Annotated in this window: 26 protein-coding genes; 17 read left to right on the top strand and 9 right to left on the bottom strand. The window is 67.8% G+C overall.

What is annotated here, in order from left to right; all coding sequences use genetic code 11:
• Nucleotides 1–39: 39 nt before the first annotated feature.
• The gene (locus HLH29_RS12930; RefSeq protein WP_182967439.1) at nt 40–1299 is read left to right on the top strand and encodes a class I SAM-dependent methyltransferase; all 1260 of its coding nucleotides are present in this window, start codon (nt 40–42) and stop codon (nt 1297–1299) included.
• A 6-nt stretch (nt 1300–1305) separates the two neighbouring features.
• On the opposite strand, the gene HLH29_RS12925 is transcribed toward HLH29_RS12930, so the two are convergent.
• Nucleotides 1306–1773, bottom strand: coding sequence for a GH32 C-terminal domain-containing protein (locus tag HLH29_RS12925; protein ID WP_182967437.1), 468 nt, complete (start codon nt 1771–1773; stop codon nt 1306–1308).
• 259 nt (nt 1774–2032) lie between these two features.
• A complete protein-coding gene (gene ftrA, locus HLH29_RS12920) occupies nt 2033–3019 on the bottom strand; it encodes a transcriptional regulator FtrA (protein ID WP_246374230.1) in 987 nt (328 codons plus the stop codon).
• A 76-nt stretch (nt 3020–3095) separates the two neighbouring features.
• Between ftrA and HLH29_RS12915 the strand changes: the two genes are divergently transcribed.
• Nucleotides 3096–3497 carry a rhodanese-like domain-containing protein gene (locus tag HLH29_RS12915; RefSeq protein ID WP_182967435.1) on the top strand — a complete coding sequence of 134 codons (402 nt, stop codon included), beginning with the start codon at nt 3096–3098 and terminating at the stop codon, nt 3495–3497.
• Nucleotides 3460–3681 carry a DUF1272 domain-containing protein gene (locus HLH29_RS12910; protein WP_338030240.1) on the top strand — a complete coding sequence of 74 codons (222 nt, stop codon included), beginning with the start codon at nt 3460–3462 and terminating at the stop codon, nt 3679–3681. Before HLH29_RS12915 ends, HLH29_RS12910 begins: the two co-directional genes overlap by 38 nt.
• 51 nt (nt 3682–3732) lie before the next feature.
• Here the strand turns inward: HLH29_RS12910 and HLH29_RS12905 are convergent, their stop codons facing one another.
• From HLH29_RS12905 to zigA, 3 genes are all read right to left on the bottom strand, one after another.
• Entirely contained in the window at nt 3733–4299 is a 567-nt protein-coding gene (locus HLH29_RS12905; protein WP_182967431.1) for an isochorismatase family protein, read from the bottom strand.
• Nucleotides 4296–4775, bottom strand: coding sequence for a GNAT family N-acetyltransferase (locus tag HLH29_RS12900; protein WP_220791514.1), 480 nt, complete (start codon nt 4773–4775; stop codon nt 4296–4298). Before HLH29_RS12900 ends, HLH29_RS12905 begins: the two co-directional genes overlap by 4 nt.
• 282 nt (nt 4776–5057) lie before the next feature.
• Nucleotides 5058–6269: a zinc metallochaperone GTPase ZigA gene (gene zigA, locus HLH29_RS12895; RefSeq protein ID WP_182967429.1), complete on the bottom strand. Its 1212-nt coding sequence runs from the start codon at nt 6267–6269 to the stop codon at nt 5058–5060.
• A gap of 86 nt (nt 6270–6355) precedes the next feature.
• Between zigA and HLH29_RS12890 the strand changes: the two genes are divergently transcribed.
• Nucleotides 6356–6970 (top strand): DUF1826 domain-containing protein, encoded by a 615-nt coding sequence (locus HLH29_RS12890; protein ID WP_182967427.1) that lies wholly within the window; start codon nt 6356–6358, stop codon nt 6968–6970.
• A 3-nt stretch (nt 6971–6973) separates the two neighbouring features.
• On the top strand, nt 6974–7549 hold the full coding sequence (locus tag HLH29_RS12885; RefSeq protein ID WP_182967425.1) for a hypothetical protein: 576 nt from the start codon (nt 6974–6976) through the stop codon (nt 7547–7549).
• Between the two features lie 68 nt (nt 7550–7617).
• Here HLH29_RS12885 and HLH29_RS12880 read toward each other — a convergent pair whose 3' ends face one another.
• Complete coding sequence (locus tag HLH29_RS12880; RefSeq protein ID WP_246374229.1) at nt 7618–10578, bottom strand: TonB-dependent receptor plug domain-containing protein; 2961 nt, start codon at nt 10576–10578, stop codon at nt 7618–7620.
• Nucleotides 10579–10922: 344 nt separating this feature from the next.
• Here HLH29_RS12880 and HLH29_RS12875 point away from each other — a divergent pair, with 344 nt between their 5' ends.
• From HLH29_RS12875 to HLH29_RS12865, 3 genes are read left to right on the top strand one after another with little or no spacing between them, the layout of a single operon-like run.
• Nucleotides 10923–12149: an FAD-dependent oxidoreductase gene (locus tag HLH29_RS12875; protein ID WP_182967423.1), complete on the top strand. Its 1227-nt coding sequence runs from the start codon at nt 10923–10925 to the stop codon at nt 12147–12149.
• A 21-nt stretch (nt 12150–12170) separates the two neighbouring features.
• Nucleotides 12171–13472, top strand: coding sequence for a serine hydrolase domain-containing protein (locus tag HLH29_RS12870; protein WP_182967421.1), 1302 nt, complete (start codon nt 12171–12173; stop codon nt 13470–13472).
• Between the two features lie 19 nt (nt 13473–13491).
• Nucleotides 13492–14640, top strand: coding sequence for a serine hydrolase domain-containing protein (locus HLH29_RS12865; protein ID WP_182967505.1), 1149 nt, complete (start codon nt 13492–13494; stop codon nt 14638–14640).
• Between the two features lie 6 nt (nt 14641–14646).
• Here HLH29_RS12865 and HLH29_RS12860 read toward each other — a convergent pair whose 3' ends face one another.
• From HLH29_RS12860 to HLH29_RS12850, 3 genes are read right to left on the bottom strand one after another with little or no spacing between them, the layout of a single operon-like run.
• Complete coding sequence (locus HLH29_RS12860; protein WP_182967419.1) at nt 14647–15600, bottom strand: N-acetylglucosamine kinase; 954 nt, start codon at nt 15598–15600, stop codon at nt 14647–14649.
• A 13-nt stretch (nt 15601–15613) separates the two neighbouring features.
• Nucleotides 15614–16879: an exo-beta-N-acetylmuramidase NamZ family protein gene (locus HLH29_RS12855; protein WP_182967417.1), complete on the bottom strand. Its 1266-nt coding sequence runs from the start codon at nt 16877–16879 to the stop codon at nt 15614–15616.
• Nucleotides 16876–18342, bottom strand: coding sequence for a sodium:solute symporter (locus tag HLH29_RS12850; RefSeq protein WP_182967415.1), 1467 nt, complete (start codon nt 18340–18342; stop codon nt 16876–16878). The genes HLH29_RS12855 and HLH29_RS12850 overlap by 4 nt, the downstream gene beginning before the upstream one ends.
• Before the next feature lie 115 nt (nt 18343–18457).
• Between HLH29_RS12850 and HLH29_RS12845 the strand changes: the two genes are divergently transcribed.
• The 9 genes from HLH29_RS12845 (at nt 18458) to HLH29_RS12805 (ending at nt 24677) form a co-directional block, all read left to right on the top strand.
• Nucleotides 18458–19384: an N-acetylmuramic acid 6-phosphate etherase gene (locus HLH29_RS12845; RefSeq protein ID WP_182967413.1), complete on the top strand. Its 927-nt coding sequence runs from the start codon at nt 18458–18460 to the stop codon at nt 19382–19384.
• A 7-nt stretch (nt 19385–19391) separates the two neighbouring features.
• Nucleotides 19392–20153 (top strand): GntR family transcriptional regulator, encoded by a 762-nt coding sequence (locus HLH29_RS12840; RefSeq protein WP_246374228.1) that lies wholly within the window; start codon nt 19392–19394, stop codon nt 20151–20153.
• A gap of 44 nt (nt 20154–20197) precedes the next feature.
• Nucleotides 20198–20965 carry a glucosamine-6-phosphate deaminase gene (gene nagB, locus HLH29_RS12835; protein ID WP_246374226.1) on the top strand — a complete coding sequence of 256 codons (768 nt, stop codon included), beginning with the start codon at nt 20198–20200 and terminating at the stop codon, nt 20963–20965.
• Nucleotides 20966–21112: 147 nt separating this feature from the next.
• Nucleotides 21113–21457 (top strand): hypothetical protein, encoded by a 345-nt coding sequence (locus tag HLH29_RS12830; RefSeq protein ID WP_182967411.1) that lies wholly within the window; start codon nt 21113–21115, stop codon nt 21455–21457.
• Nucleotides 21454–21933 carry a GNAT family N-acetyltransferase gene (locus HLH29_RS12825; RefSeq protein ID WP_182967409.1) on the top strand — a complete coding sequence of 160 codons (480 nt, stop codon included), beginning with the start codon at nt 21454–21456 and terminating at the stop codon, nt 21931–21933. The genes HLH29_RS12830 and HLH29_RS12825 overlap by 4 nt, the downstream gene beginning before the upstream one ends.
• Nucleotides 21927–22616 carry a hypothetical protein gene (locus tag HLH29_RS12820; protein ID WP_182967407.1) on the top strand — a complete coding sequence of 230 codons (690 nt, stop codon included), beginning with the start codon at nt 21927–21929 and terminating at the stop codon, nt 22614–22616. Before HLH29_RS12825 ends, HLH29_RS12820 begins: the two co-directional genes overlap by 7 nt.
• A 210-nt stretch (nt 22617–22826) precedes the next feature.
• Nucleotides 22827–23735, top strand: coding sequence for a phage tail protein (locus HLH29_RS12815; protein ID WP_182967405.1), 909 nt, complete (start codon nt 22827–22829; stop codon nt 23733–23735).
• Nucleotides 23736–23778: 43 nt separating this feature from the next.
• Nucleotides 23779–24198, top strand: a complete 420-nt coding sequence (locus HLH29_RS12810; RefSeq protein WP_182967403.1) for a hypothetical protein — start codon at nt 23779–23781, stop codon at nt 24196–24198.
• Complete coding sequence (locus HLH29_RS12805) at nt 24195–24677, top strand: hypothetical protein (protein ID WP_338030239.1); 483 nt, start codon at nt 24195–24197, stop codon at nt 24675–24677. The genes HLH29_RS12810 and HLH29_RS12805 overlap by 4 nt, the downstream gene beginning before the upstream one ends.
• The last annotated feature ends 54 nt before the right edge of the window (nt 24678–24731 follow it).

The raw sequence follows: 24731 nt of genomic DNA, 5'->3' as shown, positions 1-24731 counted from the left end.
CCTGCGACCGTCCCTGGATTATCTGTGCGGGAAGCATTCATGACCACCCTGTCCGGCGCCGATGCGCGCGACGCCGATCTGGCGGCCCAGTACGAGGCCTATCCCTATCCCGAGCGCGACCCGCGCGATGAGGCGAAGCGGCTGCTGATCGGCAGCCCGAGCCATCTGCGGGAGATCGACTACTGGGTGCTCGGTGCCCGCCGGCCGGAGGCGGCCCCGTTACGGGCGCTGGTGGCCGGGTGCGGCACCGGGGACGGGGCGATCATGCTGGCCACGCACATGGCGCGTGCCGGCCGGGCGGGCGAGGTGGTGTGCGTCGACCGTTCGACCCATGCTTTGGGGATTGCCCGGGCGCGGGCCGAGGCGCGGGGGCTGGGTAATATCCGCTTTGTCCAGGGCTCGCTGACCGCGCTGGGTGAGCTGGATCTGGGGGTGTTCGATTATATCGATTGCTGCGGCGTGCTGCATCATCTGCCTGATCCGCTGGCGGCGCTGCGCGGGCTGGTGGGCCTGATGGCACCGGGCGGGGGGATGGGGCTGATGGTCTATGCCCCCTATGGGCGGACCGGCGTGTATATGGTGCAGGAGGCGCTGGAGATTCTGGCGCCGCATGGCCGGAAGCCGGCGGAGCGGCTGGGCACCGCCAAGCGCGTGATGGCCGCGCTGCCGGCCACGGCGTGGCTGCGCCAGAACGGCAATTTCGGCGACCATCTGACCGGGGGTGATGCCGGGTTGTATGACCTGCTGCTGAACCCGCGCGACCGGGCCTATACGATTGCGGCCTTTCTCGATCTGCTGGATGCGGCGGGGCTGGAGCCGGCGTGCCTGATGGAGCCGGCGCGCTATGACCCCGCGCTGTTCCTGCCCAATCCGCGCCTGCGGGCGCGTGTGGCGGAGCTGGGCTGGCGGGAACGGGCCGTGGTGGCCGAGGCGCTGACGGGCAACATGGCCACCCATGTCGCCTATGTGGTGCGCAAGGGTGCGCGGGTGGCGCCGCCCGATTGCGGCGGCGACGATGCGGTGCCGGTGATGCGGGAAATCCCCGGCGCCGAGCTGGCGCGGCAGATCAGCCCCGATGGCATCCTGCCCTTTGCCTTCGGCACGCTGACAGTGCCGGCGCCGGTGCCGCCGCAGATGCGGACCATTCTGCCGCTGGTGGACGGTACGCGCAGCGTGGGCGCGCTGGCCGGGCTGATGGCCGAGCGGGGGATGGAGCGGGCCCGGTTCCTCAAGGTCTGGCGCGAGGGGTTTACCGTGCTGGAAAGCCTGAACCGGTTGTTGCTGCGGGCTGCCGCGTAGGGCGTGTCAGTCGTGATCCTGGCCGCCGGAAGAGGATGGTGCCGACCAGATGCTGCGCATGGGATAGAAGGTGCCCCCCTTGAAGCGCACGCTGCCGCCTTCGCTGAACAGGGCGACGCGGTCGAATTTTTCGGATGGAAAGATTGTTTCCGTCATCACCGTCTGTCCGTTATCGGCGAAGAGTTCCATGGACGCCGCGTCCATCAGTAGCCGCAGGGTGACGGGCTGGCGCATGGCAGTGCGCGGAGCGGTGTCGATCCGGGGGGCGAATTTGGGCGAGAAGGCCGGGTCGGCGGCCTTGCGCCGGTCGCTGAAATAGCGGCCGGTCGTGCCGTCATAGCCGACGCGGAGTTCCTCGCCGCGCGCATTGGAGAAGACCAGGCCGAAGCGGACTGCTCCGGTGGGGCGGTCGAAGCGCAGTTGCAGGTCCGACTGGCTGACGGTGGCGGGGGGGGGGATATCCAGCTTCAGCATGCCGTCGATCGTGTGGGCGGTGGTTTTCGGCGTAGCTGGCCGTTGGGATGGCTTCCATGGTCGCCGGAGAGACCGCGTCATGGACTCCACTTTCTGTCAGTCGTGCGCAGGTCGGGCCTTTGCAGCGGCGCGGTGGAATGCTGATGATTTGTAAAAAGACGAGACAGATGCGTGAGATGTGCCGCTATTAATTACGATGCTGTGATGAATATGGCGGTATAGGGAAATCATATGGGTTCCGGGGAAGAGGGCGTCTTTTTCAGGCTGGCGATGGTTTTCGGCGGCCAAAGTTGCGGCGGTATTCGCTGGGGCTGAGTTTGACGCGGCTGCGGAAATGGTGCCGCAGGGCGAAGACGCTGCCGAAACCGACGGCTTCGGCGATGTCTTCCATCGGGCGTGACGTTTCCTGCAGGAGCGTCTTGGCGGCTTCGACGCGTTCGGTGGCCAGCCATTCGCCGGCCGGCATGCCGGTGGCCGCGACGACACGGCGTTCGAAGCTGCGGCGGCTCATCGCGGCTTCGTCGGCCAGGCGGGCGATGGGCCAGGATTGATGGAGTGCCTGGCGGACACGGTCGAGGACGGGGGCGATATCGGTTTCGGCGCGCAGGCTGACGGGGCGTTCGAGAAACTGCGCCTGGCCGCCGGTGCGATGCGCGGGCATGACGATGCGGCGGGCCACGGAATTGGCGGCCGCCGGCCCGTAATCCTGCCGGACGATTTCAATCAGCAGGTCGATGCCGGCGGCGCTGCCGGCGGAGGTGAAGATGCGGTCGGTCTCGCGATAGAGCGAGGTGCTGTCGACGCGGAGGGCGGGAAAGCGGCGTTGCAGGGCCTGGGCGTGGCGCCAGTGCGTGGTGACCGGCGCGCCGTCGAGCAGGCCGGTGGCGGCCAGCACGAAGGCACCGGAACAGATCGACGCCAGCCGTGCCCCGCGCGCGTGGGCTCGGCGCAGCCGGACCACGAGTGTGGGGGGGACGGGTGCCTCGGCGCCCCTCCAGCCGGGGATGACGATCAGATCTGCCTGATCCAGGAGTTCCGCTCCGTGGTCGGGGAGGATGCGGATGCCGCCATGGGCGCGCAGGGGGCCGTCCTCGATCGCGCAACTGGCGAAGCGGTACCAGTCCGTCCCCATTTCGGGACGGTGCAGGCCGAAGATTTCGGACACGATGCCGAATTCGAACGTGCAGAGGCCGTCATAGAGCAGGGCGGCGACCAGCGGGCCGGTTGTGTTTGGCATGATCTGCATGATGATTGTCGTTTATGCCAATTGCAAGCGTGGCGCGGGGAAAGGATGCTGGCGGGGAGAAGCAGGGAGGCTTTCGATGGCAACGTCCGTCACCTTTGTCCCGCCCGCGTCGTCTGCCGAAGCCGTTGCGCATTTCTCGGCGCTGTTCGCGTTCGAGACGGATTGCTGGGATGTGCATGAGGCTTTGGCCCGGGAGGCCGATTTCGTGTTGCTTGATGTGCGGAGCCCGGATCTTTTCGTCAGAGGGCATGTCGGCGGGGCGATCAACATGCCGCATGGAAGGATCACGGCCTCGGGCATGGCGGCGTGGCCTGCGGAGACGGTTTTCGTCGTCTATTGCGCGGGGCCGCATTGTAATGGCGCGGCGCGTGGGGCCCTCCGTCTGGCCCGGTTGGGGCGGCCGGTGAAGATCATGGCTGGTGGTGTGACGGGCTGGCTGGATGAGGGTTTTGCCCTTGAGGCAGGTACCCATGCTTGAGATGCGCCCCGATTGCGGCTGTTGCGGCAGGGACCTTCCGCAATCATCGGCCGAGGCGATGATCTGCTCTTTCGAGTGTACTTTCTGCGCGGCCTGCGTGTCGGAGGTGCTGGACCATCGGTGCCCGAATTGTGGCGGGGAACTGGTCAGGAGGCCGATCCGCGATGTGCCGGCTTCGGCGTGACGTGCGGAATTCGTATCCTGACCAGTTTGCGACTGGGGCGATGACCCTGTATCAGTTCGTCGGGAAGCGAACCGTGTCCGATGGCACCACGCGAACGGTTCTTGATCCGGCGTCGAACCCCGATAACAAGCGGTTGTGGTGATCGACGATCTGCTCGGCAGTCAGTGGGCCGAAATCGGCGGTTGTATGACCATCGCTGAGTAACAGCACGTCGAAGCCCAACGAAACGGCCCGCCGTGTGGTGGTATCGATGCAGAATTGGGTCATGCAGCCGCCGATTATCAGACGATCGACACCAAGCTCTGCCAGACATTCGCTCAGGTCCGTGTCGTGGAACGAGTCGCAACTGCGCTTGTGGACGATGACCGTATCGTCGCGCGGTGCGATTTCGTCGCGGAACAGCCAGCCGGTCGTTCCGACCGCCAGACGATGCCTGGCATTCCCGTCATGCTGAACGAGGATGACGGGAATTCCCGATGCTTCCGCTGCATGTTTCATCCGGCCCAATCGGGCCGCGACCGCATCGAGGCGGGCATCGATGGACGATTGCCGATCGGCATGGGCCAGCCCTGTGAGGATGGCCCGCTGGAGGTCGATGATGAGAAGGGCTGTTGTCATTGGCTGTCGATCCATAGTGCCATTCCTCTTGCATCTGGCAGGACATTCGAGAAACCGAATCGTTCGTAGAGCCGCCAGGCTTCGCCATTTGCCATCAGGCTTACATATGTTTCGGCAGGAATGGTGGATCGGATATGACGCATGATAGCGCCCACGATCGCAGACCCGATTCCGTGCCCGTGATGGGCAGGATCGACGGCGATATCGACGAGATGGATGAAGAGCGCGCCGTCGCCGATCATCCGTCCCATCCCCACGATGTCAGCATCGTACACGACATGCACCCCGTAGAGTGTATGGGGCAGGCCCATCCGGGCGGCGCGCAGGCTGCGCGGTGTCAGACCGCTTATTCTGCGCAGACGGCAATAGGTTTCTGCGTCGGGAACGCCTGCGCGGAAGGCGTATCCCTCAGGTAAGGGATAATGATCCTGGAGACCGGGAGACATGATGGCTGTTTCCTCCTGGGAAGCCTCCATCGTCAGCCTGACTGGTCGTTTCTGGTAAAATGACTCAACACAAGCCGACTGATGCGGCTTGAGTCATGAAAAGAGACCCTATGCCGCTCCGCGAACGGAGCGCCACCAGACATGTGAAGCTGTATTTTCTGTGTGGGTCATGGATTCATGCGTGCCATATTAAAGCCTCTTGGGCAATGGAAAGATGTCCGCTTGTGGTGAGCGGACATCGCGAAGTGGAGCGCCTCTTTCCCGCGCCGGCATTGTGTATTCGCAGACTTGTCCGGGCATGATTCGGTTTGCTCAGGCGGGCTCTGCTGCCTGTTCGGCCCAGAGGGGGAACGGGTCGGGCAGGTGGGCGTGGCGGTGCGGGAGGAAGTCCGGCTCGGGGACCAGGCAGGCGTCCAGGGCGGCGCGGATGGCGGGTTGGTCCATGGTTGTGCCGATGAAGACCAGTTCCTGCCGGCGGTCGCCGAAGCTGTCGTCCCAGTTGCCGGCGAGCGTGCGGCGCCAGTCTTCGTCCAGGGGCCAGTGCTGGTGGGGGATGGTGGCCCACCAGCGCCCGGCCGCCTGGTGGCGGGCGAGGGCGCCGGCGATGCTGAGTTCGCCCACCCAGTCAGGGCGGGTGGCGAGCCAGAAATAGCCCTTGGCGCGGACCAGGCCCGGCCAGCCCTGTTCGATGAAGCGGGCGAACGCCGCCGGCACGAAGGGGCGCCGCGCGCGGTAGACGAAGCTTGAGATGCCGTATTCCTCGGTTTCGGGAACGTGCTTGGTGTGGCCGTGAAGTTCCTTGAACCAGAGCGGGTGCGTATGGGCGCGTTCATAGTCGAAGCGGCCGGTGTTCAGCACGCGTGCGAGGTCGAGCCGGCTGTGGTCGGTTTCGATCAGGTCGGCGTCGGGGTTCAGCGCGCGGATGATCTGGCGGGCGGCGTCGCGTTGCGCCGGGGTGGCGCTGCCGGTCTTGTTCAGGACCACCACATCGGCGAATTCGATCTGCTCGACCAGCAGGTCGACCAGCGCGCGGTCGTCGCCGTCACCCGCGACCTCGCCCCGGTCGCGCAGGAAATCGGTCGATGCGTAGTCGTTCAGCAGGTTGGCGGCATCGACCACCGTGACCATCGTGTCCAGCCGGGCAACGTCGCTGAGGCTGTTGCCCCGTTCGTCGCGGAATTCGAAGGTTGCCGCTACGGGCAGGGGTTCGGCGATGCCGGTGGATTCGATCAGCAGGTAATCGAAACGGCCTTCGCGCGCCAGGCGGCCGACCTCCTGCAACAAATCGTCGCGCAGGGTGCAGCAGATGCAGCCATTGCTCATCTCGACCAGTTTTTCGTCGGTGTGCGACAGGTCGCCGCCGCCGTTGCGGACCAGGTCGGCGTCGATGTTCACCTCGCTCATGTCGTTGACGATGACCGCGACCTTGCGGCCCTCGCGGTTGTTGAGGATGTGGTTGAGCAGCGTGGTCTTGCCGGCGCCGAGAAAGCCGGACAGCACGGTGACGGGAAGGCGGGTGTCCATGACGCGATGCTCCGTGGCGGTTGCGTTTCCGGCCTCTAGACCGTATGTTATAATATATCAATACACGCTGGAGCGGTGCCTGCCCGATGTCTTCCTGCCCGACACGCCATCGCCTGACCGATCTGGCATCCTGCGGTGCCATCCGGGCGGCCGGACGGTCCATCCTGGTGCATCCCCGCATACCCGGGGCGCGGGTGCGGGAGGCGGCGCGCCTGCATGTGACGGAGGGGGCACGGCTGGTCCAGGCGCGGGGCACGATTCAGGACATTCGCCGGCGGATTGCCGGGGCGTTTACAGTACGCACCGGGGCGCTGCTGGACGATGCGCTGGTGCTGGCGACGCTTTATGCCACGGTGGCGCGGCAGTCGCTGCTGCGGGTGCGCCTGGAGCGGATCGTCACCGACAGTTGCCGTAAATTCCATGTCGATCATGTCGGCCTGCGTCTGCTGTGTGCCTATCTGGGCCCGGGCGTGCAGTGGACCGCGGATGAGGGTGCGATTATCGGGCAGGCCGAAACCGGAGCGGTGGTGCTGCTGAAGGGGCGGCGTTTTCCCAATTGGACGGAGGAGCACGGCGTCCTGCACCGTTCGCCACCGCTTTCGGCATTGCCCGTGACGGAGCGGATGCGGCTGCTGCTGACGGTCGATGCGGCCGATGCCTGCGGCGGGGCCGACGATGGACCCGTGACGGTCGCGGCCTGAACGATGTTCACGATCGAAAACTGGCCGGCTGCGGCGATGGGGGAGGCTCCGCGCGTTCGGGCCTCCAGCATGCCCGGCAGTCTGGTGGATCTCGCCGCGCCTGGCGTGGACATGGTGGTGTGGGCGCGGGACGTGCCGCCGGTCTGGCATGAGACGCTGGAGACGTGCGCCCTGCCGGACGGGTGCATCACCCTTGCCGGGACATTGGACGAGGTGACGCTTGCGCTGCGGCGGCCCGATCTGCGGCGACGCTATCCGGCGTTTCTGGTCGAGGATGTCGCGCAGACGGCGGCCCTGGTGGCGACGCTGGCGGTGTGTACGAGCCTGACCGTCATGCTGGGCGATCCGGCGGCGTGGCCGGATGCGGGCCCGTTGCCGGCCGCGCGGCTGCGGGCGCTGTGCTGCTATGGCGCGGGCACGGTGGACTGGGTGTCGGGCCGGGTGGGGGGATGCGATCTGCTCAGCAGCATTTCACCCTATGCGCTGGCCTTCGTGCCTGCCTGGGGCGAGGCTCATGTGGCGTGGCGGTTCGCCCGGCTGCGGGAGCGGGCGGTGGGGCTGGAGATCGTGGCCGGGTAGAAGCCGTGCGGGCGAACGGGCGGGACCCGCGCGCTGGTTCGTCGCCAGCGCGCGGGCCCTGGTCCGGGTCAGAAATCCATGCCGGCCTGGAGGAAGGCGTAGCGGCCGATCACGTTCTGGCCGTAGGCCGCGAGGTCGGTGTTGATGACGCCGTCGGGGACGAAGGGCGGGTTCTTGTCGAACAGGTTGTTGACGCCGGCCTGGAACGTCCACTGGCGCAGGCGATAGCCCAGCGTGATGTCCTGCGTGAAGATGCCCGGCACCTTGTAGTAGGTTGCCGAGGCGGGCAGCAGGTCCTTCGAGCCGTTATTGAGTTTCATGCCGCCGATATAGTTCATCATGTAGGTGATGCTGTACGGTCCGTGCGTCCATGTGACCGTGGCGTAGTCGGACACGCGCGGATGGGCGACGCCGGCGCCGGCATAGGCGCCGCCGCCCGCATAATACAGCCGTCCGGCGCCGTTGAGTACCGGCGAGCCGGCATAGGGGCGCACGTTGTAGGCGATCAGTTCCTGGAAGTTGTTCGAGACGCTCAGCACGTCGAGCGAGGTCAGCCGGATGCGGTAGTCGAGGTCGAAATCGATGCCGTCGGTGTTCATCGTGCCGAGATTCTGCATCGTCGCGTTGACCATGGTGATCTGGCCGTTGGCGTCACGCGGCGAGATGTCGGCGCAATAGCCCGGCGAAGAGCCGGTATAGCACTGGTCGACGATATATTGCGTGCCGACGCTGCCGATCGTGTTCTGCAACGAAGTGTGCCAGTATTCGACCGATGCCGAGAGACCGGGGACCCAGCGGGGCGTCACCACCGTGCCGAACGTGTAGGTGCGGCCGATTTCGGGGCGCAGTTTGGGGTTGCCGCCTTCCAGCGTCGGCAACTGGTTGGCATAGGCCTGCGACGGGTGGGCCAGGTTGGCGCCGTAGCGCGCGCAGTTGGCCTCGACCGTCGCTGCCGTCGCGCCGTAATAGGACGGACGGGTGCAGGGATCGACCGCCGCCGGATAGCCGACCGACTGGCCGCCATAGAGTTCGTAGACGTTGGGCTGGCGGAAGGAGGTACCCAGGGTGGCGCGGAAGCGGATGTCGCGCACGGGCGCCCAGTTGATGCTGGTCTTCCAGTTCTGGGCATTGCCGAACGTGTTGTAGTGCGACCAGCGGCCCTGGGCGTCGATCGTCAGGTCCCTGGCGAAACGCACGTCGTGGAGCAGCGGGATCTTGGCTTCGCCATAGATTTCGGTCGCGTTGAAGCCGCCGCTGGTGGACGAGGTATAGGAGCCCGCGATGTTGCCGGCCTGGACCTCGGGGTCCGCGTAATAGGAGAGCTGTTCGCTGCGATGTTCCAGGCCCAGGGCGAGGCCGATGGGGCCGCCGCCTTCATAGGGCAGTTTCACCACCTCGTTGTTGTTGACGCGCAGGTTGAAGTCGCGGAGCTGGTAGGTGGCGTGGTCGACTTCGGTATGTTTGGCATAATTGACGGCGGAATCGGGCCAGGTCTGGAACGGGTTGAACAGCGTGCAACCCGGCTGGCTGGTACAGACAGACGGATTGTAGGAGACGCCGCGGCCCGCCGTGGAGACGCCCAGTTCCTGCATGATGTCGGCATAATTGACCATGCCCTGGGTGCGCATGGTGTTCTGCGTCTGCCCGTAGGTCATGGACGCATCGTATTTCCAGTTGTCGACGATGGTGCCCTTGCCGCCGGCCACGACCTGCCAGGTATCGTTGGCGGAATCGTACTGGCGGGGGCCGAATTCGGTCGTCCGCTTGTACATGCTGACATTTTTGCCCCAGACATTGTACGGGTTGCCGGCGGGCAGGACGAAGGCGGCCGGCAGGTCGTTGACTCCGACGCTGCCGGTCAGCGGTTCGGACGAGAGCTGGGCCTGCGAGGATTTGTGCGTGTAGCGCGCGTTGGCGTACAGGGTCAGATGGTCGCTGACGTCGTAATGCGCGTCACCCGTTACGGCGGAGCTTTGCACATACTGGTAGAGCGTGCCTTGCGGGCCGTAATTGTACCGTTCGGACGCCGTCAGCGGCGAGAAGCCGCCATTGCCGTTGGGAAACATCTCGACCCCGCCGACGATGGGCGTGGCGGTGGGGGTGATGCCCGACCCGTGGACGATGGTGCCGCCGGGGGCGGGGTTGTTGATCTGCGGGTTGTAGCCCCAGGCGCGGTCGCGCTGCATGATCGAGCCCTGGGTGAGATACTGGCCGCCGATCGTGATGTTGCCGCGATGATGGTCGAAATCGAACCCCTTGATCGCGGAGATCATGCCCGTGCGGTTGTCGCCGTACTGGGTCAGGCCGCCTTTCAGCGTGACGTTGCCGGTCGTCAGATCGTGTTTCAGCTTGACGTTGATGACACCCGACACCGCGTCTGCGCCGTAGAGTTCCGACCCGCCATCCTTCAGGATTTCGACGCTTTCGACCATCGAGGCGGGGATGGTGTTGAGATCGACGCAGGAACTGCCTGCCCCGCCATTCTGCACCTGCCGCTTGCCGTCGACCAGAACCAGCACCCGGTTGGAGCCCAGATTGCGGATATCGGGGCAGGCGATGCCGCCGCCGCCGTTGGTCGACGTGTTATAGGTGCCTGACGTGCCCATGGAGGGCAGCCGTTGCAGATAGTCCGACAGGGTGGTGGCCGAGGTGCGCTGGATATCCCTGGCGGTGATGATCTGCACCGGGTTGGCGTTGGAATTGTTCGAGGTCTGCAGCATCGAACCCGTGACCACCACAGATTCCGGCGCCGACGGCTCGGGCATCGGGGCGGCGACCATGCGGGCTACCTGCGCCTGCCTCTCCCGTGTTGCCAGGGCCGGGGCGGACGTCGGCGTTGCCGGTGCGGCTGTTGCTGCTGCCGTGGGTCTGGCCGTGCGGTTCGCGCCATGGTGTGCGGCTGTCCGGTGCTGGGCGGCGTGGGGCTGGGTCCCGACGGCCGTCTCGGCACCGGCCGCCGGGGCCAGGACGATCGCGCCGGCGAGGGCCGGAAGCGGCAGAAGCCATTTTCTGTCGAACGATGGAGGCATGGTGAAAGCGAATCCCTGAACAGACTGTCGCGTCGTGTGGCGGCACGAATTCATGCCGACGGACGGAGCAGCCGCCACCTGACATGGTTTCGTAACGGAATGAAGCGATAACGTAACAGTCCAGGTCAAATACCGAATTGTTGGCGGCATATAACGTCAGGTTAACCGCTCGGGGCGCTGTCGGGCCGGGAATAACCTGGGGTTAACGTCATGCGTCATATTGGAATTGGTGCCTGCCCCCGGACGCGCCCTATTGCGGGAACTCGGCCGTGTCGCGCGACGGCGCGCGGTTGCCGTGTCGTGTGACGGCGCGCGGTTTCGGTACGGGAGGATCGATCAGAGGTATGCGGCACGCGCGTTCGGTTACGGTCATCGGGGGCGGTGTGGTCGGGTTGTCGACCGCTTATGCCTTGATCCGGCAGGGTCATGTGGTTCGCCTTGTCGAACAGCTTCCCGATGTCGGCCATGGTGCCAGTTTCGCCAATGGCGGGCAGTTGAGCTACCGTTACGTCGCGCCGCTGGCCGATGCCGGCGTGCCGCGCCAGGCCCTGGCCTGGATGATGCGCCCCGGTGCGCCGGTATCGCTGCGGCTGCGCGCCGATCGGGATCAATGGCGGTGGCTGCTGTCCTTTCTCGCGGCGTGCCGGGCCGGAACCAATCGTGCGCATGCGCACCGCCTGCTGGACATCGCCCTGCTGGCGCAGCGGGTCCTGGCGGCATGGCGCGCCGAGGGGCTGGAGGAATTCTGCTGGCGCCGCCCCGGCAAGATGATCGTTCACCGCACGGCGACCACGCTGGCGCATGCCGCGCGGGGGATCACGCAACCCGACGCGCAGTCTGTGCTGACGGCTGCCGAATGCGTGGCGCGTGAGCCGGCGCTGGAGACATTGCGCGGCGCGCTGGCGGGCGGAATCTTTACCGAAGGCGAGGAAGTCGCCGATTGCCACCTGTTCTGTCGCGCGCTGCTGGCGCGGCTGGCCGCCAGCCCGGATTTTACCCATGTCAGGGGTGTGGCGACGCTGGAAGCCGCGCCGGACAATCGCTGCGCGGTGCGGATCGACGGCCAGGCCGGCCCCCAGACCGACCTGATCGTCGTTGCCGCCGGGCTGCGCACGCGCGCGCTGCTGCGTGCCGTGGGTGAGGATATTCCGTTATATGGGCTGAAGGGATATAGTCTGACCCTGCCGGTCCGGGCCGGGGGGACGCCCGATATCAGCGTCACCGACTACGACAACCGCGTGGTCTATGCCCGGCTGGGCGAGCGGTTTCGCATTGCCGCCATGGTCGATATCGGCGCCGATGACGATGGCGCCTCGCCCCGGCGGATCGCGCAGTTGCGGCGCCTGGCGCAGGCCAGTTTCCCCAATGCCGGGCCGTATGACGATGCGGAAGCCTGGGCGGGCTTTCGGCCCGCCACGCCCACCGGACTGCCCGTGGTGGGGTATACCGGCCGGGCCAACCTGATGGTCAATGCCGGGCAGGGGGCGCTGGGCTTCACACTGGCCCCTGCCTGCGCCACCCTGCTGGCCCTGCTGGTCGGTGGCGAGACCACCGGCGCGCCCGTCCCGTGATCGTACGAAGGATCTGACTGTATGGCCCGCTCCGCCTTTCCGCGTTTCCTGTGGCTGTCGCTTGTCCTGGCGGCCCTGCCGGCCGGTGCCGGTGCGGCCAGCGGCAATGCGTCCGACACGGCGCTGGAGACGATCGTGCAACAGGGCGAGGCGTTGCCGCTGGCGGGGCTGGCGGCGGCGCGGCTGCATGACGGCCGGATGGTCTACAGCCATTACAGCGGATTTCGCTATCGCACGGACGGGCATAGCCTGCCCGTGACGCCGCAGACGCGCTTTCGGATTGCCTCGGTCTCGAAACTCGTCACCACGATCGGCCTGATGCGGCTGGTCGAACAGGGCCGGGTGCGGCTGGATGACGATGCGTCGGGCTATCTGGGCTTTGCGCTGCGCAACCCCGATTTTCCGTCGGCGCCGATTACGGTGCGGATGTTGCTGAACCATACGTCGAGCATCCGCGATGCCGACGGTTACCTGATTCCGCCGGGGCAGGATATCGCGAGCCTGTTCGATACCGCGCACCCGCCCGGCCCCACCGGCGATCATTTCGCCCATGGCGCCGGCCGGGCGCCGGGGGCGTGGTTCGAATATTGCAACCTCTGCTACGGGCTGGTCGGCACCATCATCGAACGGGTCAGCGGCGAGCGTTTCGACCGCTACATGCGCGCCCATGTGCTGGACCCGGCGGGCATTGCCGGTGGCTACGACCCGCTGGCGCTGCCCGACCCCGACGCGCTGGCCACGCTGTACCGCCATCTGCCGCAGGGATGGGTGGCGACGGCCGATGACCGGCCCCTGCGCGGCCGGACGCCGGCCGAACTGGCGCATTATCGGGTGGGCAGCAACGGCACCCTGTTCTCGCCGCAGGGCGGGTTGCGGGTGTCGATCCCCGAGATGGCGCGGATCGCGCGGCTGATGATGCAGCGGGGCACGCTCGATGGCGTGCGGATCCTGTCGCCGGCCTCGGTCGAGATGATGGAACGTCCGACCTGGACCTATGACGGGCATAACGGCCTGTCGGGGGCCGATGGCGAGGGGCCGATCGATTGCTATGGCCTGTCCGTCATCTGCCTGCTGGGGCAGCGCGATGCCGCCGGCCGGGGCGACACGCCGTATCCCGGTTATCGCGGTGGCCTGCGCGGCCATCTGGGCAATGCGTACGGGCTGCATTCCGGCCTGTGGTATGATCCTAAGACGGGTGACGCGCTGCTGTTCGCCGCCACCGGATACCCGTCCGATCCGGAGACGCGGCCGGGCCGCTATTCGTACTTCACCCGCGTGGAAGAAGAGATTCTTGGAGTGCTTGCCCGTGCCGACAGCTTCTGACCCGCGCCTGTCCGGCCTGATGCGGCGGGAGGTGCTGCGCGGTGGCGCCCTGCTGGGCCTGACCGGCGTGGCGGGCTGCGCATCGCGTCCCGGCGGGGCCGATTTCGCGCCGGTCGGCCGCCTGTTGAGCGAGGCCGTGGCGCGTGGCGACGTGCCGGGCGTGGTGGCGGCGGTGGGGCATGGCGGGCGCGTCGTCTATCGCGGCGTCTATGGCCACCGGGCCCTGCTGCCGGTGCCCGAACCGCAAAGCTGGACCACGCGCTTCGACATGGCGTCGCTGACCAAGCCGACGATGACCGCGCTGGCGGTGATGCAGCTATGGGAACAGGGGGCCTTCGCGCTGGACGAGCCGGTGGCCCGCCGCCTGCCGGCCTTTGCCGCCGCCGGCAAGGAGGGCATCACCATCCGCCACCTGCTGACCCATTATTCCGGCCTGCCGCCCGACCTGGAGCTGTCCACCCCCTGGCAGGGCAAGGATGAGGCGGTGCGCCGCGTGATGGACACGCGGCCCGACCGTCCGGCCGGCGAGCGGTTCGTCTATAGCGACATCAATTTCATCACGCTGGGGCTTCTGGTGGAGACGCTGAGCGGCCAGACGCTGGACGGTTACGCGGCGCAGCATATTCTGGCGCCGCTGGGCATGGCGCATTCTGGATTCCGCCCCGATGCGGGGCTGATCCCGCAGATCGCGCCCACCCAGTTCGACGAGAACCATGTGATCCTGCGCGGCGTGGTCCATGACCCGACGGCGCGGCGCATGGGCGGTGTCGCCGGCCATGCCGGCCTGTTTTCCGATGCCGACGACATGGTGCTGTATGCGCAGGCCCTGCTGGACCGGCGTGCCGGGCGGCCCAGCGCCTTTCCGCTGAAGCGCGAGACGCTGGTGCTGATGACCACGCCGCAGCAGCCGGCCGGCAGGACCGACCTGCGCGGGCTGGGCTGGGACATCGCCACCCATTATTCCACGCCGCGTGGCGACCTCTTTCCTGTCGGTTCGTTCGGCCATACCGGCTTTACCGGCACGTCGTTGTGGATGGACCCGGTCAGCGACAGTTTCGTGCTGATCCTGACCAACCGGGTGCACCCCGATGGCGGCCATGGACGGCAGACCATACAATTGCGCCATGATGTGGCGACCGCCGCCGCCCGCGCGCTGGGGATCGCATAGCCGGGATTACGCGCGCGCGGCGAGTGACGCGGCCAGGGTTGCGATCCATTCGGGTGTGACCGGCCAGCCCGCCAGGCGGGCGGCGCGGAGGGCGGCGCCGCCCAGTGGCGGCAGGACCGGCGGCAGGGGAGGCGTGCCCAGCGTCGTTTCCATATGGGCGAGGAACGGGCGGCTGTTGAAGATGCTGCCGCTATGGCTCCATGGCCCGCCGGGCAGGCCGGCGCGGGTGGCGGCGGTGCGCACCTGTCCGGCCAGGGCCTCTGCCGCCTGGTGCAGGATGGCGATCGCCTCCGGCAGGCCCTCATCGGCGCAGGTGGCGACGAAGGCGGCCTGGGCGGCGATGGCGGAGCGGGGATGGGGCTGTCCGCGCAGCCATTCCAGCAGGCCGTCCGGCGTGGGGGTGATGCCCAGCCGTTGGGCCAGGCGCCGGGCGAGAAGATGCGCGTCCGGCGGGTCATCGGCTGGCGGGCCGGCATCGATCCATTGCGTCAGATGCCGCATCGCGTCGCGGCCGATGGCGTAGCCGCTGCCTTCGTCGCCCAGCAGATAGCCCCAGCCGCCCACCCGCAGCGTGGTGCCGGCGGCGTTGCGTGCCAGGACGATCGACCCGGTTCCCGACAGGGCCAGGATGCCCGGCTGGCCGCCCAGCGCACCGTCCAGGGCGATGTCGGCATCGCTGCATAATTGCGCCGGCAGGGGCGCAGTCCAGTCCGCCAGGGCGTGGGATTGGGCGGCGGAGGACGGGCGCCGGCTGCTGAAGCCGGCCAGGCCGAGGACCAGGGCCTGGGGGGATGCCTCCAGCAACGGGGCGAGGGTGGCGCGCAGATTGTCCAGCCAGTCCGACCGGTCGAAGGCGTTGGCCCCCGCGCCCTCGCGCCGGGATGGGACAAGGCCCGCGCGCGTCACCAGGGCGGCCTGGGTGCGGGTGCCCCCGGCATCCACGGCAAGAATGCAGGTCATGATCGGTGTCCGGTCAGGAATGGTAGAGCAGGACGGTGCGGCGGCGGCGTTCGAAATCCGCCAGCTCGCTCTGCCAGTTCGCGATGATCGCGCGCGGGGCGGTGCCGGCATCGATGGCGTGGCGGATGCTGTCGGTGCCGAACAGCAGGTCGGCGGTCCGGCCGGTGCCGCGCCAGAGCGGGCCCTGGCAGAGCGGGCGGGCCGCGCAGAGCAGGGTAAGGCCGGTGGCCAGGGCGTCGAAGCGCCGGCGGTCGGTGACGATCAGGTTCAGGCCATGGACCAGCCGGTCGCGGTCGACCGAGCTGCTGGGGGTGAACCAGGTCTCGCGGATCGCCAGGCCGGGCAGATCGGCCTGGCGCAGGGCGGCGACCCATGGGCGGGCGTCGACTTCCGGCCCGCCCAGTTGCAGGAACGGCAGCGCCGTGCCGCGCCCGACCGACAGGACCGTGCCTTCGAACAGGCAGGTGCCGGGATAGGCGATGGCGGTTTCGAGCGTCGGCATGTTGGGGCTGGGGGCGATCCAGGGCAGGCCGGTCTGGTCGAAGAACAGGGCGCGCGACCAGCCGCCCATCGTCACCACGCGCGGCGGGGTGCCGGCGGGATGCAGGCAGTAGCGGTGGAAGAACAGTGCCAGCTCGCCCATCGTCATGGCATGTTGCAGGGCGATCGGCGCCCGACCGATGAAGGAGGCCTGGGCCGGTTGCAGGACCGGGCCGGAGGGCGCCTGTGCGCCGATGGGGTTGGGGCGGTCCAGCACGATGACGGGAATGGCCAGCCGCGCGCAGGCCGCCATGACGTCGTACAGTGTCGAGGCATAGGTGTAGAAGCGCGCGCCGACATCCTGGATATCGAACAGAAGCAGGTCGATGCCCGATGTTTGGAGAATGCGCTCCAGCGGGGCGCCTGCGGTGTTGTATATGTCGAAGACGGTGATGCCGGTGGCCGGGTCGGTGGTGCGGGGTTCGGACGCGCCGGCAGGGGCCGAGCCGCGAAACCCGTGTTCCGGCCCGAAGATTGCCTGAAGCTGGATGCCCGGTACCGCGTGCAGGATGTCCGCGATATGACGCAGGGTGCGGTCGGTGCTGGTCGGGTTGGCGACCAGCCCGACCTTGTGCCCGGCCAGCAGGCGATAGCCGTCGGCGCGCAGCCGCTCGAACCCGGTCGTGACCGGGCGGGAGAGGGCGCCTGGGGCGTCGGCCCATGCGCGGGAGCGGGGCATGGCGGCGGCCAGCGCGCCGGCGCCCAGGCCGGCAAGGGCCGTCCGGCGGGTTGTCGTCATGGGGTGGCCTTCTGGAAGCGTCTGAAGCCGGAAGCGAGGGTGGCGAAGCAGAAGAACAGGACGACGCCCAGCGGGACGATCCATGCGAAGCTGATGGCCTGCCCGCCGGGGCGGAGCTGGAATTCGGCCAGGGCCACGGCGGCCAGCGTCGCGCCGTAGGCGGCCATGACGGCGCGGCTGTCGGTGTGGCGCGCGACCAGGCCGAACAGGAAGGCGCCCAGCATGGGGCCGTAGGCATAGGCACCGACCGACAGGCCGAACACGACCAGCGAGGTTGCGCCCTGGCCGAAGGATTGCGCCACCGCGATCAGCAGCACCGCCCAGACGCAGGTCAGCCAGCGGGCCAGCGACAGGTCGCCCAGGCCCAGGGCGCCGGCCATGCGCCGGCACTGCGCCGGGAAGTCGGTCATCGCCGCGCTGGTCAGGGCGTTGAGCGTCGAGGACAGCGAGCCCATGGTGGCGCTGAGGATGCCCGCGACCAGCAGGCCGGACAGGCCGGCCGGGGCGTCGTGGACGATGTAGTAGGGGAAGATGTCGTCGCCGCGCAGGGTGTGGTAGGGCGCGCCGCCGGCCGGGGTGGCCGTCAGCAGGATGCCCAGCAGCGACAGCGCGCCGAACAGCAGCCCGACCACCAGCGCGCTGGCGACCAGCGCCAGCCTTGCGTCGCGCAGGCTGCGGGCGGCCAGGATGCGCTGTACCATCAGATGGTCGGTGCCGTGCGACGCCATGGCCATGACCGCGCCGCCGATGAGGGCCGAGGCCGGGGCGAACGGGTCCGCCAGCAGCGCCGTGCCGTGGTCGAACAGGTGGAAGCGCCCCGCATGCGCCAGGTCGGCGACCGTGCCGGGGCCGAGCCCGTGCCAGATGACGGCGGCGCAGAGGATCGCGCCCAGCAGGTAGGTGCAGAACTGGATGACGTCGGACCAGATGACGGCCTTGAGCCCGCCGAACACCGTGTAGAGCAGCGTCATCGCCATCAGCGCGCCCATGATGGCCAGGGGGCCGTGGGGCAGGTGGAAGGCCGCCAGCAGCATGGCCAGCGGCAGCGTGCCGGCCAGCAGCCGCACGGCCTCGCCGATCACGCGGGTGACCAGGAAGGTCAGGGACACCATGCGCTGCACCGGCGCGCCGAAGCGCTGGCCCAGGAACTGGTAGGGCGTGCGCATGCCCCCCGCGAAGTAGCGTGGCAGCAGCAGCCAGGCGACCAGGCAGCGCCCCATCAGGTAGCCGATTGCCAGCCCGACGAAGACCATGCCGCGATGGAAGGCCACGCCGGGCACGCTGACGACGGTGAGGGTGGAGGTCTCGGTGGCGACCAGCGACAGGCAGATGCCCCACCAGGGCAGGTCGTGCGTGGCGCCGAGATAGGATTGGGCGGTTTTCTGCCGCCCCGCCATCCACAATGTCAGCAGCGGCAGGGCGGCGAGGTAAAGGCCCATCACCAGAAGATCGAGTGTTGACATGGTGTTCCCGGGCGTTCCTGGTCAATACCAGAACAGAACCATAGGGAAATTGGTTTTGCAATGGTATTGTTCTGGCGTTATGAGAGGGCCTGTTCAACCGCCCGCAGGACCCGCCATGACCGAGATCGACCGGCCCGCCACCCCCACCACCGGGACCGAGCAGCGGGACCCGCGCTATGCCGATATCGACATCTGGCCCGTCCGGTCCGTGCTGGACGCGCTGGCCGAGGCGCAGATGGCGGCGACGGCGGCCGTGCGCGCGGCGGTGCCGGAGATCGAGGCGGTGGTGGAGGCCGCCCTGCCGCGCCTGCGACAGGGTGGGCGGCTGGTCTATGTCGGTGCCGGCACCTCGGGGCGGATCGGGCTGCAGGACGGTGTCGAGCTGGGGCCGACCTTCGGCTGGCCGGCGGAACGGCTGGTGCTGCTGCTGGCCGGCGGGCCGCAGGCGATCTTTCAGGCCGCCGAGGGTGCCGAGGATCGCGAGGATACCGGCCGGGCCGAGCTGCTGGCCCACGCGCCGGACGCGCGGGACGTGGTGTTCGGCATCGCCGCCAGCGGGGGGACGCCCTATACCTGTGCCGCCGTCGCCGCCGCGCGGGAATGCGGTGCGCTGACGGTGGGCATAAGCTGCAACGCGACGGGGCGGCTGCTGCGCGAGGCGGAATACGGCATCGTGACCGTCACGGGGCCGGAGGCGATTGCCGGTTCGACGCGGCTGAAGGCCGGCACGGCGCAGAAGGCGACGCTGAACCTGCTGTCCACCGCGCTGATGATCCGGCTGGGCCATGCCTATCGCGGGCGGATGGTCGATATGCGCGTGATGAACGCGAAGCTGGACCGCCGGGCCGCGCGGATGGTGGCCGACCTGGCCGGCGGGTCGGACGAGGAGGTTCGCGCCGCCCTGGTGGCGACGGGCGGGAACGTCAAGCGTGCGGTGCTGGTCCGTGCCGGCATGACGCCCGACGAGGCCGAGCAGGCGCTGGACCGCCATGGCGGCGACCTGCGGCGCATTCTGCCGTCCGCCGCCCCCACGGGTGGCTGAGGACGCGATGGGCCACGCCGACGACGGCATGTTTCGCGGCCTGGCGCCGGACCCGGACAGCCGCCAGCCGCTTTATCTGCAACTCGAAGCCGGGCTGAGTCGGCTGATCCGGAGCGGGGCGCTGTGCCAGGGCGATGCGGTGCCGCCCGAGCGCGAACTGGCGGACATGACGGGCGTGTCCCGCGTGACCGTGCGCAAGGCGCTGGAACGGCTGGTCGAGACCGGTCGCCTGATCCAGCGGCCGGGGGCCGGGACCTTCGTCTCCGGCCGGATCGAGCAGCCGCTGACCGCCCTGCTGGGTTTTTCCGAAGACATGCGTGCGCGGGGGCGGGTGCCGGGGTCGGTCTGGCTGGAACGGGGCGTGGCGCAGGCCAGTCCGGACGAGGCCATGGCGCTGGGCGTGGCGCCGGGCACCGCGCTGTCGCGGTTGAAGCGCATCCGGACCGCCGACGGTGAGCCGATGGCGATCGAGACCGCCATCGTGGCACGGGACGACCTGCCCGCGCCGGAAGCGGTCAGCGCGTCGTTCTATGCCGCGCTGAAGGCGCGGGACCTGTATCCGGTCCGGGCCCTTCAGCGCATCCGGGCCGGGCTGGTCGACGCGCGGGAAGCCGAATTGCTGGGGCTGGCGCGCCCCAGCCCCATCCTGCGGATCGAACGGCGGTCTTTCCTGGCCGACGGGCGGCTGCTGGAAGTCACGTTCTCGGCCTATCGGGCCGATCTGTACGATTTCGTCGTCGAACTCAGGACGGATCGCGGCGGGGATTGAGGGGTTTTCTGGAAAAGTGGGCTGGTATGCAGGAAGGAAGCACGATGCGACATGTCGTGATCGAACAGGGCCGCATGGAGATCGTCCTGGCCCCCGACGCTATGACGGCGTGCCGCGAGGCGGCCGCGCGGATCGCGGACTATATGCGCGGGGCGCCGGACCCGGTGCTGGGTCTGGCGACCGGCCGCACGATGGAGGCGGTCTATCGCGCCCTGGTCGGGATGCATCGCGACGGGTTGTCCTTCGCGCGGTGCCGGACGTTCAACCTGGATGAGTATTATCCCATCGCGCGCGATGATCCGCGATCCTACCACGCCTATATGCACGAACAGCTTTTCCGCCATGTCGACATCGTGCCCGAGCGCACGCGCCTGCCCGACGGCGCGGCGCCCGACCCGGAGTGCGAATGCCGCGCCTATGAAGACGCCATTCGCACGGCCGGTGGGATCGGGCTGCAGCTTCTGGGCATCGGGCTGACGGGGCATATCGGCTTCAACGAGCCGCCGTCGGATTTCGTCACCCGCACCCGGCTGGTCGAACTGGATGAGGAAACACGCAGGCAGAATGCGGAAATGTTCGATGATCGCTGGCAGGATGTGCCGCGCCGGGCCCTGACCATGGGTGTGGGGACGATCCTGGATGCAAGGCGCCTGTTGATGGTGGCGACCGGTGCGGCCAAGGCGCGGATCGTGCGCGATGCCCTGGAAAGGCCCGTGACGCCGATGGTCAGCGCCTCTGCCCTGCGGCAGCATCCGGCCAGCACGGTGATACTGGATTCCGAGGCGGCGGGGCTGTTGCGTCTGGACCGGTAAACGCGTGTCCGGGCCTGCGTGCCCGGAGCGATCCGGCGCGCGTTTCCGCTTGTATGGAAAACTGTCCATACGATAGAAAAACCCATCGGGCGCAGGCATCGCCCACCATCCGGCCCCCTCTAGGGGTATTGCGCGAAGGTCGATGCCATGTCCGTTCAGCCCGTTGCCCTGATTCCCGCGCAGGCTGTGCCCAGCGCGGCGGCGGCGCTCTATACCGCGCCGGGTGGGGTGATCGCGCGGATCGACAGTCTGGGTGTGTGCAATGTCGGGGCGGTGCCGGTTTCGGTGACGCTGTATCTGGTGCCTGCCGGAAAGGTGGCGGGGCCGGGGACGGCGACGACGTTTGGCCAGACGATCCTGCCCGGGCAGACCTGGAACAGTCCCAATGAAATCGGCCGGGTGTTGCAGCCGGGCGATGCGATTGCGGCGCAGGCTTCTGCCGCCGGGGCGCTGACGATTTCGGCGGGCGGGCTGCTGGTGACCGTATCGTGACGCTCTATGCCGTCGAGCCATGGAGCGACGTGGTGGGGGAGATGCGCGGGCTGTGGCAGGCGCATTTTCGCGAGGTGGCCAGCGACCAGGAGCGTGCGCCGCTCGATCCCGACCTGGAGGCTTATGGGCGGCTGGAGGCGGCCGGGGCGCTGCATGTGCTGACGATGCGCGAGGGCAGGGTGCTGGCCGGGTATCTGGTGGCGCTGGTGTGGCCGCATCTGCATCATCGCAGTGTCAGCCATGCGTTTTTCGACCTGTATTATGTGCGGCCGGCGCATCGGCGGTGGACGGCGGGGATCAGGCTGTTTCGCGAGGCCGAGCGCACGCTGGCGGCGCGCGGGGTGCGGCGGATGATCACCGGCACCAAGCTGCATGTTGCGCCCTCTGGCCGGTCGCTGGATGTGGGGCCGATCTTTCGCCGGCTGGGCTGGGTGGAAATGGAACGCCAGTATGGGAAGTGGATCGGAGCATGGTAACGGCGATTGGCGGTGGATTGTCGGCGCTTGGGTCGATCGCGGGTGGGATCGCAGGGTCTGGCGCGGCTTCGAAGGCGGCGCGCGAGCAGGCGCAGGCTTATGGGCAGGCGCAGCAGTTTCAGCAGAATGTCTATGACCAGACGGACCAGAACCTGTCGCCTTATGTGGGGGCGGGGACCAATGCGCTGTATAGTCTGGCGACTCTGCTGGGTCTGCCCGGTGGGGCGTCGGGGCAGGGATCGGGTGCGGAGGCGGCCTATCAGGCGTTTACCGATACGCCTTATTACCAGTTTCCGTTGCAGCAGGGCGAGCAGTCGCTGGACCGCTCGGCTGCTGCGCGGGGGCTGGCGCTGTCGGGCGGGCAGATGAATGCGTTGCAGAATTATGCCCAGAATTATGCCGGCCAGCAGTTCGGAAATTACATGAATGCGCTGTCGGGTCTGGCGAATATGGGGAGTTCGGCGGCGTCTGCGCTGGGGAGCCAGGGGAATGCCTCGGCCGGCACGTTGTTGAGTGCGTTGAGCGGGCAGGGCAATGCGCTGGCGCGCGGTACGACGGGGTCGAATGCCGCGCTGATGTCCGGCGTGGGTAATGCGCTGGCATTGCTGGCGGGGTCGTCCGGTACGCCCGGCATGCTGGGCAATCTGTATGGCGCGGGGAATGGCGGCAGCTACGATTTCTGAATAGGGGTCAAGGGGATGGCCATCCCCTTGCGGGTGCAGGGCAGAGCCCTGCATCGAACTGGATCAGAAAAATATATTCCTCATAAGGATATTTCGTTGGTCGTTCAGTGTGGAATTGCCGGAATCCGAGTCGCCGGTTATGATCTGACTCCATCAGGGCACAGGCACCGCCCCAAACGAGACGCGCTCTGAGGAGCGTGGGAGTGGTGCATGGCTTATTCTGCCGCCCGTTTTGTCTGGCCCAACAGTTTCAGCGTGGATGCGACGGGTGTGCCGCGTGCCGGCGCGCGGTTGTTCTTCTACCAGGGCGGTAGCACCATGCCGTTGGCGACTTATGCCGATGCAGGGCTGACGGTGGCGAATCCGAACCCGGTGGTCGCGGATGCGAGCGGGCAGTTCGGCAATGTCTTCCTGATGGGTGGGGCGGCCTATGCCGTCATGCTGTGCGATGCCGCCGGCAACCAGATCTGGACCATGGACCCGGTGGGGGCGGCCGGCGGGGACGCGGGCGGCGGGGTGCCGGTGGGGGCCATTGTCGATTATGCGGGGGCCGTTGCGCCTGCCGGGTGGCTGTTGTGCTGCGGGCAGAGTGTGAGCCGGACGGTCTATGCCGCGCTGTTCGGGGTGCTGGGCACATTGTATGGCGCGGGTGATGGGGCCACGAATTTCGGTCTGCCGGATCTGCGGGGGCGGGCGACGTTCGGTGTCGACAATATGGGCGGGGCCGCGGCCAACCTGGTGACGATGGCGGGGTCGAACGTCAACGGTGTGCAGTTGGGGGCCGTGGGTGGCAGCCAGTCGGCGGCGGCGCATACGCATGATGTCACCGATCCGGGCCATACGCATGCGCTGACCGATCCTGGCCATGGACATGGGCCCAATCATGGCAGCGGCTTCGTCGTTCCGCAGGGATCGGGCGGCGAGATGGATGCGGTGTTCGCCGGTGGCGGCGATGTCGAGGAAAAGGCGACGGCGCAGACTGCGACCGCGACGACGGGGCTGGCGGCGACCAGCGCGACCACGGGGCTGACGATCGTCTCGGCGGGCAGTGGCGACAGCCAGAACATGCCGCCGGCCATGATGCTGAACAGGATCATCTTTGCCGGGGTGGGCGGCTGACGCCCTGCCGGCCGTTGATATTTCGAAAAGACGGGAAGGTGACATGAACGACGCGCAGGCCGTTCCTGATCCGGCCGGGCTGTCCGACACGCTGCGCCAGCATGATGCGCGGATCGGACGGCTGGAGGCCGGACAGAGGGACATGATGATGAAGCTGGTCGAGATTTCGGCCGAGGGGCGGGCCCGTGGCGCGCATCAGGACCAGCGGGCCGATCGCGACGTGGAGCAGACGCGCCTGGCGATTGTGGATCTGCGGCGGGAGATGCGGGCGGTGATTGCCGACACCACGGCGCCGTTGGCGGAATCGCAGCAGACGTTGATTACGATGAATGCGCAGATTGCCGGTGGTGTCAGGCTGATTCGCAATGCGGGCTTTGCGCTGGGGGGCGTGGTGTCGGCGCTGATGGGCTATCAGCCCTTTGTCGAATGGCTGGGCCGCGTGATGCGCGGCGAGGGGGGATGATGGGCGGAATCGATCCCTCGGACCTGAAATGGCGGGTGGTGGCGCCGGTGCTCGACCGGCTGGGGCTGGGCGGGGCGGCCGCCGTGAATCTGCTGACGGGCACGGCGCTGGTCGAATCCCGCGCCGCCCGGCTGGTGCAGGATGGCGGCGGCCCGGCGCTGGGTATGTGGCAGATGGAGCCCGCGACCCATGATGCGCTGTGGAGCATGCTGGAGAAGGCGGAGCATGCCGACCTGCAAACCCGTGTGGCGCGCATGACCTGTGCGGACATTCCGCGGGTGCGGCAGTTGATCGGCAATCTGCGCTATGGCTCCGCGATGGCGCGGGTGAAGTATTTCTTCGATCCGGCGCCGGTACCGGCTGCGAAAGATGCGGTCGGGCTCTGTACCTATTGGAAGAGGGTCTATAACAGCGCGCTGGGGGCGGGGGTGGTCGATAATGTGCATATAGCCGCCTTCACCACCGCAATCAGAGCCTGATCGGACATGCGCGCTGGTGGCGATCCGACGCGCGCCTTCTGCGCTCTGCGTCGA

It is taken from the genome of Gluconacetobacter tumulicola, assembly GCF_014174215.1.
In the GTDB taxonomy this organism is placed as follows: Bacteria; Pseudomonadota; Alphaproteobacteria; order Acetobacterales; family Acetobacteraceae; genus Gluconacetobacter; species Gluconacetobacter tumulicola.
This window is presented reverse-complemented; position numbering and strand designations above follow the sequence as displayed.